Consider the following 12,100-nt stretch of genomic DNA (forward strand, 5'->3'; position numbering starts at 1 on the left):
CCAGATCGGAGGCGGGGTTCAGGGGGTGGGCATCATGCCCGGGGCGGGCCTCAGCCCATGTGCGGGTAGCCGTAGTCCGTCGGCGAGACCAGCGTCTCCTTGATGGCTCGGGTCAGCGTCCAGCGCTGCAGGTTCTGCGGGGCGCCGGCCTTGTCGCAGGTGCCGGAGGAACGACCGCCACCGAAGGGCTGCTGGCCGACGACGGCGCCGGTCGACTTGTCGTTGATGTAGAAGTTGCCCGCCGCGTAGCGGAGCTTCTCCATCGTGTACGCCGCTGCCGCGCGGTCGCCCGAGATGACCGAACCCGTGAGGGCGTAGTCCGAAGCCGACTCCATCTGGGTCAGCATCTCCTCGTACTTGTCGTCCTCGTAGACGTGGATCGCCAGGAACGGGCCGAAGTACTCGGTCGTGAAGACCTCGTTGGCCGGGTCCGAGCACTCGACGACGGTCGGGCGCACGAAGTAGCCGACCGAGTCGTCGTACGTGCCGCCCGCGACGATCGTGCAGGTCGGGTCGGCCGCCGCGCGGTCGATGGCCGCCTTGTTCTTGGCGAACGCGCGCTCGTCGATGACGGCGCCGATGAAGTTCGACAGGTCGGTGACGTCACCCATCTTGATGCCGTCGACCTCGGCCGCGAACTCCTCCTTGAAACCGGAGTTCCAGATCGAGGCGGGGACGTACGCACGCGACGAGGCGCTGCACTTCTGGCCCTGGAACTCGAAGGAGCCACGGGTCAGCGCGGTCTTCAGGACGGCGCGGTCCGCGGACGGGTGCGCGACGACGAAGTCCTTGCCGCCGGTCTCGCCGACCAGGCGGGGGTACGTGCGGTAGTTGGCGATGTTCTCGCCGACCGTCTTCCACAGGTGCTGGAAGGTCGGGGTCGATCCGGTGAAGTGGATGCCCGCCAGGTCGCGGTGGGTCAGGGCCACCTCGGAGACGGCGATGCCGTCACCGGTGACGAGGTTGATGACGCCCTTGGGCAGGCCCGCCTCTTCCAGGAGCTGCATGAGCAGCACAGCGGCGTGCGTCTGCGTCGGGGACGGCTTCCACACGACCACGTTGCCCATGAGGGCCGGGGCGGTGGGGAGGTTGCCCGCGATGGCGGTGAAGTTGAAGGGGGTGATCGCGTAGACGAAGCCCTCGAGCGGGCGGTGGTCCAGGCGGTTCCAGACGCCGGTCGAGTTCGCCGGGGGCTGCTCGGCGAGCAGGTCACGGGCGTACTTGACGTTGAAGCGCCAGAAGTCGATGAGCTCACAGGGAGTGTCGATCTCGGCCTGCTGCGCGGTCTTGGACTGGCCGAGCATCGTGGACGCGGCGAGGGTCTCGCGCCACGTCGTGGAGAGCAGCTCGGCGGCGCGCAGGATGATCGCGGCGCGGTCGTCGAAGGACATCGCGCGCCACGCCGGGGCGGCGGCGAGAGCGGCGTCGATCGCGTCCTGGGCGTCCTGCTGCGTGGCGCCGCGGCCGTTGCCGATGACGGCCTGGTGGTTGTGCGGCTGCACGACCTTGAAGGCCTCACCGCCACCGAGGCGCTTGACGCCGCCGATGGTCATCGGCAGCTCGATGGGATTCTCGGAGAGCTCCTTGAGCTTGGTCTCGAGGCGGGCACGCTCCGGCGAACCGGGAGCGTAGCCGTGCACCGGCTCGTTGACCGGCGCGGGGACCTGGGTGACGGCGTCCATGAGTTCCGTTCTCCTTAGGGGGTGTCGGGGGAAAGGGAGCTCAGCCCTTGGTGAGGATGGAGCGGGCGAAGAAGAGCAGGTTGGCCGGCTTCTCCGCGAGGCGGCGCATGAAATATCCGTACCAGTCGGTGCCGTAGGCGGTGTATACGCGCATTCGGTGGCCCTCGGCCGCAAGCCGCAGATGCTCGTCGCTGCGGATGCCGTACAGCATCTGGAACTCGTACTCGTCCAGTTTGCGCCCGGCACGGCGCCCGAGCTCCTGTGCGATGGAGATCAGGCGCGGGTCGTGGGACCCGATCATCGGGTACCCGGCACCCTCCATGAGGATGCGCATGATGCGGACGTACGCCTTGTCGATCTCCGCCTTCTCCTGGTACGCGACCTCGGCGGGCTCCTTGTAGGCGCCCTTCACGATGCGTACGCGGCTGCCGGCGGCGGCCAGGCGGCGGGCGTCGTCCTCGGTACGGAAGAGGTACGACTGGATGACGCAGCCGGTCTGCGGGAAGTCCTTCCGCAGCTCCTCGTGGATGGCGAACATCGAGTCGAGGGTGGTGTGGTCCTCGGCGTCCAGGGTGACCGTGGTGCCGATCGCGGCGGCGGCGCGGACGACCGGGCGGACGTTGGCGAGAGCCAGCTCGTGGCCGCCCTCGAGCGCCTGGCCGAACATGGACAGCTTGATGGACATCTCAGCTTTGGTGCCAAGCCCCAGGTCCTTGAGGCGCTCCACGAGCTCCAGGTAGGCGTCGCGCGCGGTGGCGGCCTGCTCGGGCGTCGTGATGTCCTCGCCGACGACGTCGAGGGTGACCTCGAGGCCCTGGTCGACCGATTCCGTGATGATCGGGACCACCTGGTCCACCGATTCACCCGCGATGAAGCGGCCGACGACCTGCTTGGTGCCCGGGGCCGCCGATACGAAACGGCGCATCTTGTCGCTGCGTGACGCGGCGAGAATCACGGGACCCAGCACGGGCACCTCCACGGAGAGTAGAACGGGGCCGTACCCGGATATGCGTAACAAGCCGGTACGGCACGGAGAACCACCGTGAAACTTAAGGATCCCTCCGATCCTGGGCCATCGACACCTGTCACGCATCCTTGCCCTGGATCTCAGACATCTGTCTGAAGGGAGGGGCGAACTACGTCAGAATGGACAGCGTGAAAGGCGATTACCAGGAACTGGTCGACGAGATCTCTGCCCTGCTTGCCGCCCCCGCGACGCTCGAGAACCGTGATTTCGAGCTGATCGCCTTCGGCGCGCACGACAGCGGCGGCGACAGCGATTTCGACGCGACCGCACTCGACCCGGTCCGCACCCGCTCGATCCTCACGCGCCGCTCCACGGCCGGGGTGCGCACCTGGTTCGAGAGCTTCGGCATCACCCGCGCCACGACCCCGGTCCGCATTCCGCCCACTCCGGAGGCGGGCGTCTACCGCGGGCGGATCTGCCTTCCCGTACGGCATCGGGGGTTCGCCCTCGGCTACGTATGGCTGCTCGACGACGATCCGGGACCCACGGACGCCCAGCTGACCGCCGCCATGGAGGTGGCCGCCCGCATCGGCGCGCTCCTTGCCGACGAGGCGCAGGCGGGCGCCGACCTGACCAGGGAGTTCCGCGCGGTCCTGACCGCCGAGCGTGGCTGGCAGCGGGACATGGCCGTGGCCGACCTGCGCACGGCGCTCGGCCCGCGCGGGGACGGCCTGCACGCGGTGGTGTGCGTAGCCCCGTGGCCCTCCGCCGACCCCGACTCAGCCCCTTCGGTCCGTACAGTGCAGGGGGCCACCGCCCTGTGCACGGTGCCGTGGGGCACGGCGGGCCAGAGCCTCGCGGTCCTGGTCAGGCTGCGCTCGGCGGACGTGCTCACCCCAGCGGTATCGGCGGCCACCCGGCTCCTGGATTCGGCGGCTTCCGCAGCCGCGGGAATCGCGAACGCCCGGCACGGCCTGGACGAGCTCGGCGCAGCCTGGTGGGAGGCATCGACGGCGGCCCGAGCGGCCCGCGCCGAGCCACGCTTCGCCCCGGTGGCCCAGTGGTCGGACGTGGGCCCCTACCGTCTGCTCACGTCCCTGCCCGCGGAGGCCGCCCAGGACCCGGTGGCCCGCGCACTCCTCTCCCCCGCCCATCGCGAACTCGCCCGCACCGCCGAGGTGTTCCTCGACTGCGCGGGCCAAGCGGGCCGCACGGCAGCGGAGTTGGGCATCCACCGCCAGACGCTCTACTACCGCCTGTCGCGCGTGGAGCAGCTCACGGGCCTCGACCTGGACGACGGCGAGGACCGGCTGTTGCTGCACATGGTCCTGAAGGCGTCACGCCTGTAGGCGCGTTCAGGATTCGCGACCGGCGGGCGCCCGGCAGGTCAGGTCCCAGGTCTGGTGGTGCCGGGGTTCACCGGCTGACGGGGCCGTCGCCACGAGTGGGGCGGGAGGCTTCGGGCCTCCCGCCCCACTCACGCGTCACGTGGTCGAGACCCGCTGCATGACCCGCCGCAGCCCCTCGGTCAGCTGCTCGGCGTCGGTCGCCGACGCCTCGTCGAACAGCCACTGCACCATCAGGCCGTTGAGCAGCGTCGTATAGAAGCGCCCCTCGGTCTCCACGACATCCTCGGGCAGGTCGTCCTCCGCGATCCCGGTGAACATCGCGGCGAGTCCGCGCCGCCCCTCCACCTGCGCCTTCGCCAGCAGATCGCGAATGCCCGCGAGCCGCTCCCCCTGCGTGACGACCTCCAGGCTCAGCATCCAGACGGCCCGTGACTCGGGGATCGAGCGGATGACGTTCGCCCACGTCTCCTGGAACCGCTCGATGCCGCTGCCGCCCTCCACGGCTCGCGCCGCGCCGACCGCACCCTCGAAGCCCTCGCCCATCGGCTCGATGAGCGCGACGTACGCCTCCACGAGCAGGGCGTCCTTCGAGCCGTAGTGATAGCCGATGGACGCCAGGTTGGTCCCGGACTCCTTCACGATGTCGCGCGCCGTCGTACGCACGAACCCCTTCTCCAGCAGGCAGCGCTTGGCGCCTTCGAGCAGATCTTCGCGGTGTCCCATGCCGGCCAGCCTACCCCCGATCCATACACCCGTCCCAGACCAGCGTTTTATACGCTCGTACTAGACAAGCGTTTAAGACGTCCGTACAGTCCTCGGCATGACGAACTCGACGCACGAACAAGGGAATTCGACGGTCCCGGAGCGCGCGGGCCGCAAGGAGTGGACCGCGCTCGCCGTCCTGATGCTGCCGCTGCTCCTGGTCTCGATGGACGTCTCGGTCCTCTACTTCGCGGTCCCCGCGATCAGCGCCGACCTGGAGCCGAGCGGCACCCAACAGCTGTGGATCTTCGACATCTACGCATTCGTGCTCGCGGGCCTGCTGATGACAATGGGTTCGCTCGGCGACCGCATCGGCCGCCGCAAGCTGCTCATGTTCGGCGCCACCGCGTTCGGTGCGGCCTCCCTCACCGCCGCCTACGCCAACAGCGCCGAGCTGCTCATCGCCGCCCGCGCGGTCCTCGGCATCGGCGGCGCGACCCTGATGCCGTCCACGATGGCCCTCGTACGCACGATGTTCCGCGACGCAGGACAGCGTGCGAAGGCGATCGGCATCTGGTCAGGCGTGATGGTCGGCGGTATCGCGCTCGGCTCGGTGATGAGCGGCATCCTCGTCGAGCACTTCTGGTGGGGCTCGGTCTTCCTGGTCAACCTGCCCGCGATGGTGATGCTCCTGATCCTCGCGCCGGTCCTCATCCCGGAGTCCAAGGACCCGAAGCCGGGCCGCTTCGACCTCATGAGCGTGCCGCTGTCCATGGCCGCTGTGCTGCCCGTCGTCTACGGCCTCAAGGAGATCGCCGCCGAGGGCTTCGAGACCTCGTACGCCGTCTCACTCGCCGTCGGTCTTGTCTTCGCCGCCCTCTTCGTCCACCGCCAGCGCACCGCGGAGTCCCCGCTGATCTCCCCCGCCCTGTTCCGGGGCCGCGGCTTCGCCCCGGCGGTCCTCCTCAACCTGGTCGCGTCCCTGGCGATGATGGGCTCGGCCTACTTCACCACGCAGTATCTGCAGTCGGTGCTGGGCAAGAGCGCGCTTGAGGCCGCGCTGTGGGCCCTGCTGCCCTCGGTCCTCATCGGCTTCGCGGCGCCGGTCGCCACGGCCCTGGTGCAGCGCGGCGTGAATCGCGCCTCGGTCGTCGCCGCCGGCTTCGCCGTCTCGGCGTGCGGGTTCGGCCTGCTGACCCTGACCGGCACGGACTCGCTGTGGACGGTCCTCACCGCCGCCGGGATCCTCGCCTGCGGCGCGGTGGTCATCGGCTCGCAGCTCACCGACCTGGCCCTCGGCTCGGCCCCGGCGGAGAAGGCGGGCTCCGCGTCCTCGCTCCTGGAGACGGGCCAGGAGTTCGGCGGCGCGCTCGGCATGGCCCTGCTCGGCTCCATCGGCACGGCGGTCTACCGGAACGACATCCCGGACGCGGCTCCGGCCGAGGCCCACGAGACGCTGGGCGGCGCGCTCGCGGTGGCCCGCGAGATGCCGGACAAGGCGGCTTCCGCTCTTGTCGACACGGCGCGGGAGGCGTTCACGAGCGGCATGCATGTCGCTGCGCTGACGGGGGCGGCGATCCTGATCGCATCGGCGGTTCTCGCGGCGGTGACGCTGCGCCGGATCCAGCCCGCGGCGGCTCCGGAGCCCGAGCCGGAGAAGGCCCTGATCTGAGACCGCAGGACAAAAGCGCCGGACGGGCTGGAGATTCCAGCCCGTCCGGCGTTTGAGGACGAACTTGGCGAAGCCGGTGACAACCGGCAACCGAAGCTTCGGGGTGCCCCCTAGTCGGTCAGATTCACCGCACGCGCGGACTCCGCACCGATCTCCGCGGCCAGCTCGTTCAGCACCGACTGCGGCACCGAATCGTCCACGGTCAGCACGGCCAGCGCCTCGCCGCCCACGTCCGCACGAGCGACCTGCATACCGCCGATGTTGATGCCCGACTCACCGAGGACACGGCCGACCGTGCCGACGACGCCGGGACGGTCCGCGTACCGGAGGACGACCATGTGCTCGGCAAGGGCGAGGTCCACGTCGTACTCGCCGATGGCGACGATCTTCTGGAGGTGCTTGGGCCCGGCGAGCGTGCCGGAGACCGCGATCTCCTCGCCGCCGGTCAGCGTGCCGCGCACGGTCACCACGTTGCGGTGGTCCGGGGACTCCGAGCTCGTGGTGAGGCGGACCTCGACGCCACGCTCCTGGGCGAAGAGAGGCGCGTTGACGTACGAAACCGTCTCGTCGACGACGTCCTCGAACACGCCCTTGAGAGCGGAGAGTTCGAGCACCTTCACGTCGTGCTGGGTGATCTCGCCGTACACCTCCACGTCGAGCCGCGCCGCGACCTCGCCCGCGAGCGCGGTGAAGATCCGGCCGAGCTTCTCGGCGAGCGGCAGACCGGGGCGTACGTCCTCGGCGATGACGCCGCCCTGGACGTTCACGGCGTCCGGCACGAGCTCACCCGCGAGGGCGAGGCGCACCGACTTGGCGACCGAGATACCGGCCTTCTCCTGCGCCTCGTCCGTCGAAGCACCGAGGTGCGGCGTGCAGACGACCTGGTCGAACTGGAAGAGCGGGGAGTCCGTGCAGGGCTCCTTCGCGTACACGTCCAGACCGGCGCCCGCGACGCGGCCCTCCTTCAGCGCCGAGTACAGCGCCTCCTCGTCGACGATCCCGCCGCGCGCGGCGTTCACGATGCGGACGGCGGGCTTGACCTTGTGCAGGGCGTCGTGGCCGATCAGACCGACCGTCTCGGGGGTCTTGGGCAGGTGCACGGTGATGAAGTCGGAGACCTCGAGCAGCTCGTCGAGCGTGAGGACCTTGACGCCCATCTGCGCGGCCCGCGCGGGCTGCACGTAAGGGTCGTAGGCGACGACCTTCATACCGAAGGCGCTCATGCGCTGCGCGACGAGCGCGCCGATGCGGCCGAGGCCGACGACGCCGAGGGTCTTCTCGGCGAGCTCGACGCCCGTGTACTTGGAGCGCTTCCACTCGCCGGCCTTCAGGGCCTGGCTGCCCTGGGGGATGTTGCGGGCGGTGGCGATGAGCAGGCCACAGGCGAGCTCGGCTGCGGTGACGATGTTCGAGGTGGGTGCGTTCACCACCATGACGCCGGCCTTGGTGGCGGCGGACACGTCCACGTTGTCGAGGCCGACGCCCGCGCGGGCGACGACCTTCAGCTTCTTGGCGGCCGCGATGGCCTCGGCGTCGACCTTGGTCGCGGAGCGGACCAGGATGGCGTCCACATCGGCGATGGCCGGCAGCAGCTCGGCGCGGTCCGCGCCGTTGCACTGACGGATCTCGAAGTCCGGGCCCAAGGCGTCGACAGTGGCGGGCGACAGCTCTTCAGCGATGAGTACGACCGGTTTGCCGTTGGCAGCAGTGCTCACGTGAGTCCTCACAATTCCAATGCGGACGGCCGTCCCGACGGCCGCATGCGGTGGAGGGGAGCGCCACCGGGAAGGGGTGGGTGCGGTCCCGTGTCGTTCGGTGCGTGCTCTCGGCGTGCCGGACGATGGCCCTCGTAGCGGAGCTACTTGGACCTTCGGCCGGTGCGGCGAGAGTGCGTGCCGGGCGGCTCGGGGGCGTGCCTGCCCCTTTTCGGTGGCGCTTAGCCGCGTGGAAGACGCACGACGCTGTGGGCCTGACGCGAATATTTCCAGCAGTCTAGTGGCGTATTGACGGGAGTCTTACGCCTCCATGGAAGGATCACCCGTCCGTGGCTGGACGGGGTGGACAACAGGGCCGGGGCAGCGGCCCCGGCCCCGTCGTCCCAAGGCTTACGCCTCGTCGTTCACCCACGACATGAGCTTGCGGAGCTCCTTGCCCGTGGTCGCCAGGAGGCTGTTCTCGTCCTGGGTCTTGTACTCGTTGTACTTCTTCAGACCGCCGTGGTACTCGTCCATCCACTGCTTGGCGAAGGTGCCGTCCTGGATCTCGGTCAGGACCTTCTTCATCTCGGCCTTGGTGGCGTCCGTGATGATCCGCGGGCCGGTGACGTAGTCGCCCCACTCAGCGGTCTCGGAGACCGACCAGCGCATCTTCTCCAGGCCGCCCTCGTACATGAGGTCCACGATGAGCTTCAGCTCGTGGAGGCACTCGAAGTACGCGATCTCCGGCTGGTAGCCCGCCTCGGTCAGCGTCTCGAAGCCCGCCTTGACCAGCGCGGCGGTGCCGCCACAGAGCACGGCCTGCTCGCCGAACAGGTCGGTCTCGGTCTCCTCGGTGAAGGTCGTCTTGATGACGCCCGCACGCGTGCCGCCGATGCCCTTCGCGTACGAGAGAGCCAGCGCGAAGCCGTTGCCGGTCGCGTCCTGCTCGACGGCCGCGATACACGGAACGCCGCGGCCTTCCTCGTACTGACGGCGGACCAGGTGACCCGGGCCCTTCGGGGCGACCATGCAGACGTCGACGCCCTCGGGGGCCTTGATGAAGCCGAAGCGGATGTTCAGGCCGTGGCCGAAGAACAGCGCGTCGCCGTCCTTGAGGTTGTCCTTGATGGACTCCTCGTAGACCTGGGCCTGGATCGGGTCCGGGACCAGGATCATGATGACGTCGGCCTCGGCGGTGGCCTCGGCGGGCGTCACCACGCGCAGGCCCTGCTCCTTGGCCTTGGCCTTGGACTTGGAGCCCTCGTGCAGACCGACACGGACGTCGACACCCGAGTCACGGAGGGACAGCGCGTGGGCGTGGCCCTGGCTGCCGTATCCGATGACCGCGACCTTGCGGCCCTGGATGATGGACAGGTCGGCGTCGTCGTCGTAGAACAGCTCGGCCACTGGAAATCTCCTATGTGTGCTGGTGTTGCGACCCACCGTACGGCGGGCGGGGGAGGGAAGTTTTACGGTCTCGGTATGCGGGCGGGTCCGGCGGCCGGTTCAGGCCTGTCCGGCCTCGGTCAGGCCGAGCGGTCGAGCGCCCGCAGGCTGCGGTCCGTGATGGAGCGGGAGCCGCGGCCGATCGCGATGGTGCCGGACTGGACGAGCTCCTTGATGCCGAAGGGTTCCAGCATCTTGAGCATGGCCTCCAGCTTGTCGCTGGATCCGGTGGCCTCGATGGTGACCGCCTCGGGCGAGACGTCCACGGTCTTGGCGCGGAACAGCTGGACGATCTCGACGATCTGCGAGCGCGTCTCGTTGTCGGCGCGGACCTTGGCGAGGACCAGTTCGCGGGCCACGGCGCCGGCCGGCTCGAGTTCGACGATCTTCAGGACGTTGACAAGCTTGTTGAGCTGCTTGGTGACCTGTTCGAGCGGCAGTTCCTCGACGTTCACGACGATGGTGATGCGTGAGATGTCGGGGTGCTCGGTGACGCCCACGGCCAGGGAGTCGATATTGAAGCCGCGGCGGGAGAACAGGGCGGTGATCCGGGCGAGGACACCGGGCTTGTTCTCGACCAGGACGGAGAGCGTGTGCTTGGTGGACATGACTCTTGAGTCTCTCTTTCGCTCTCGGTCTCAGTCGTCTTCGTTGTCGCCGAAGTCGGGGCGGACCCCGCGGGCGGCCATGACTTCGTCGTTCGAGGTGCCCGCGGCGACCATCGGCCAGACCTGGGCGTCCTCGTGGACGATGAAGTCGACCACGACGGGGCGGTCGTTGATGGAGTTGGCCTCGGCGATGACCTTGTCGAGGTCCTCGGGACGCTCGCAGCGCAGTGCGACGCAGCCCATGGCCTCCGAAAGCTTCACGAAGTCCGGGACGCGGGTGCCCTTGTTGGGCGGGGTGTCCCCCTCCGGGCCCGCGTGAAGCACCGTGTTGGAGTAGCGCTGGTTGTAGAACAGCGTCTGCCACTGGCGGACCATGCCGAGGGCGCCGTTGTTGATGATGGCGACCTTGATCGGGATGTTGTTCAGGGCGCAGGTGGTGAGTTCCTGATTGGTCATCTGGAAGCAGCCGTCGCCGTCGATCGCCCAGACCGTGCGGTCGGGCTGTCCGGCCTTGGCGCCCATCGCGGCCGGGACCGCGTAGCCCATCGTGCCCGCGCCGCCGGAGTTGAGCCAGGTGGCGGGCTTCTCGTAGTCGATGAAGTGGGCGGCCCACATCTGGTGCTGGCCGACGCCCGCCGCGAAGATCGTGTCCTCGGGGGCGAGCTTGCCGACGCGCTCGATGACCTGCTGCGGCGAGAGCGAGCCGTCCTCGGGCTGGTCGTAGCCCAGGGGGTAGGTGTCGCGCCAGCGGTTGAGGTCCTTCCACCAGGCGGTGTAGTCGCCCTGCTGCCCGGCGGTGTGCTCCGCCTGGACCGCCTGGATCAGGTCCGCGATGACCTCGCGGGCGTCTCCGACGATCGGCACGTCCGCTGCGCGGTTCTTGCCGATCTCGGCCGGGTCGATATCGGCGTGGACGATCTTCGCGAAGGGCGCGAAGCTGTCCAGCTTGCCGGTGACACGGTCGTCGAAGCGGGCTCCGAGGGCGACGATCAGGTCGGCCTTCTGCAGCGCGGTGACGGCGGTGACCGCTCCGTGCATGCCCGGCATTCCCACGTGCAGCTTGTGACTGTCGGGGAATGCGCCGAGCGCCATCAGTGTGGTGGTGACGGGCGCTCCGGTGAGTTCTGCGAGGACCTTCAGCTCTGCGGTGGCCTGCGCCTTCAGGACGCCGCCGCCGACGTAGAGGACGGGCCGCTTGGCGGCGGTGATCAGCTTCGCGGCCTCGCGGATCTGCTTGGCGTGCGGCTTGGTCACCGGGCGGTAGCCGGGCAGGTCCTGGGTGGGCGGCCACTGGAACGTGGTCTGCGCCTGGAGTGCGTCCTTGGCGATGTCGACGAGGACGGGGCCCGGACGGCCGGTGGAGGCGATGTGGAAGGCCTCCGCGATCGTCCGCGGGATGTCCTCGGCCTTGGTCACCAGGAAGTTGTGCTTGGTGATCGGCATCGTGATGCCGACGATGTCCGCCTCCTGGAAGGCGTCCGTACCGATCGCCTTGGACGCCACCTGGCCGGTGATCGCGACCAGCGGGACGGAGTCCATGTGGGCGTCGGCGATCGGCGTGACGAGGTTGGTGGCACCCGGGCCGCTCGTCGCCATGCACACCCCGACCTTGCCGGTGGCCTGCGCGTAACCGGTGGCCGCGTGGCCCGCGCCCTGCTCGTGACGGACCAGGATGTGACGGACGCGGGTGGAGTCCATCATCGGGTCGTACGCGGGAAGGATGGCGCCGCCGGGGATGCCGAATACCGTGTCGGCCCCGACTTCCTCGAGAGAACGAATGAGGGACTTCGCGCCCGTGACGTGCTCGACGGGGGCGGACTGCTGTCCTGAGGATCGGGGCCGCGGCTGCGGATGGTGGGCCCCGGTGGCCTGCTCGGTCATCGGCATTCTCTTCTCGAAGCTGAGGGTTTTTGCGGGGTGTTTGCGGGGGTTTGGCGGGTGCCGGTGCAACAAAAAACCCCTCGTGCCGTGAGGCAA

The 12,100-nt window shown here is 69.1% G+C and carries 9 protein-coding genes; 2 read left to right on the forward strand and 7 right to left on the reverse strand.

Translation table 11 applies throughout. The features are described from left to right. Window positions 1-50 precede the first annotated feature (50 nt). Entirely contained in the window at window positions 51-1,682 is a 1,632-nt protein-coding gene (gene pruA, locus ACGFSB_RS34805; RefSeq protein ID WP_393407818.1) for an L-glutamate gamma-semialdehyde dehydrogenase, read from the reverse strand. 40 nt (window positions 1,683-1,722) lie between these two features. After that, a complete protein-coding gene (locus ACGFSB_RS34810; RefSeq protein WP_393407820.1) occupies window positions 1,723-2,649 on the reverse strand; it encodes a proline dehydrogenase family protein in 927 nt (308 codons plus the stop codon). Window positions 2,650-2,828: 179 nt separating this feature from the next. Here ACGFSB_RS34810 and ACGFSB_RS34815 point away from each other — a divergent pair, with 179 nt between their 5' ends. After that, complete coding sequence (locus ACGFSB_RS34815; protein ID WP_393407822.1) at window positions 2,829-3,998, forward strand: PucR family transcriptional regulator; 1,170 nt, start codon at window positions 2,829-2,831, stop codon at window positions 3,996-3,998. Between the two features lie 135 nt (window positions 3,999-4,133). Here ACGFSB_RS34815 and ACGFSB_RS34820 read toward each other — a convergent pair whose 3' ends face one another. After that, window positions 4,134-4,721 (reverse strand): TetR/AcrR family transcriptional regulator, encoded by a 588-nt coding sequence (locus tag ACGFSB_RS34820; protein ID WP_393407824.1) that lies wholly within the window; start codon window positions 4,719-4,721, stop codon window positions 4,134-4,136. A gap of 97 nt (window positions 4,722-4,818) precedes the next feature. Here ACGFSB_RS34820 and ACGFSB_RS34825 point away from each other — a divergent pair, with 97 nt between their 5' ends. Further along, window positions 4,819-6,372 carry an MFS transporter gene (locus ACGFSB_RS34825; RefSeq protein ID WP_393407826.1) on the forward strand — a complete coding sequence of 518 codons (1,554 nt, stop codon included), beginning with the start codon at window positions 4,819-4,821 and terminating at the stop codon, window positions 6,370-6,372. Between the two features lie 110 nt (window positions 6,373-6,482). Here ACGFSB_RS34825 and serA read toward each other — a convergent pair whose 3' ends face one another. From serA to ACGFSB_RS34845, 4 genes are all read right to left on the reverse strand, one after another. After that, entirely contained in the window at window positions 6,483-8,087 is a 1,605-nt protein-coding gene (gene serA, locus ACGFSB_RS34830; protein WP_393407829.1) for a phosphoglycerate dehydrogenase, read from the reverse strand. A gap of 390 nt (window positions 8,088-8,477) precedes the next feature. Further along, window positions 8,478-9,476, reverse strand: coding sequence for a ketol-acid reductoisomerase (ilvC, locus tag ACGFSB_RS34835; RefSeq protein WP_393407831.1), 999 nt, complete (start codon window positions 9,474-9,476; stop codon window positions 8,478-8,480). Window positions 9,477-9,595: 119 nt separating this feature from the next. Beyond that, window positions 9,596-10,123, reverse strand: coding sequence for an acetolactate synthase small subunit (gene ilvN, locus ACGFSB_RS34840; RefSeq protein WP_383316680.1), 528 nt, complete (start codon window positions 10,121-10,123; stop codon window positions 9,596-9,598). A gap of 30 nt (window positions 10,124-10,153) precedes the next feature. Then, window positions 10,154-12,004, reverse strand: coding sequence for an acetolactate synthase large subunit (locus ACGFSB_RS34845; RefSeq protein WP_393407833.1), 1,851 nt, complete (start codon window positions 12,002-12,004; stop codon window positions 10,154-10,156). Between the last annotated feature and the right edge of the window lie 96 nt (window positions 12,005-12,100).

It is taken from the genome of Streptomyces sp. NPDC048441, from assembly GCF_043200235.1.
Lineage (GTDB): Bacteria > Actinomycetota > Actinomycetes > Streptomycetales > Streptomycetaceae > Streptomyces.

Excerpts from the sequence above, each read along its gene's own strand:
- pruA (WP_393407818.1), bottom strand. The coding sequence starts at position 1,682 with ATGGACGCCGTCACCCAGGTCCCCGCGCCGGTCAACGAGCCGGTGCAC.
- ACGFSB_RS34820 (WP_393407824.1), bottom strand. The coding sequence starts at position 4,721 with ATGGGACACCGCGAAGATCTGCTCGAAGGCGCCAAGCGCTGCCTGCTG.
- ACGFSB_RS34825 (WP_393407826.1), top strand. The coding sequence starts at position 4,819 with ATGACGAACTCGACGCACGAACAAGGGAATTCGACGGTCCCGGAGCGC.
- ilvN (WP_383316680.1), bottom strand. The coding sequence starts at position 10,123 with ATGTCCACCAAGCACACGCTCTCCGTCCTGGTCGAGAACAAGCCCGGT.
- ACGFSB_RS34815 (WP_393407822.1), top strand. The coding sequence starts at position 2,829 with ATGGACAGCGTGAAAGGCGATTACCAGGAACTGGTCGACGAGATCTCT.
- ACGFSB_RS34845 (WP_393407833.1), bottom strand. The coding sequence starts at position 12,004 with ATGACCGAGCAGGCCACCGGGGCCCACCATCCGCAGCCGCGGCCCCGA.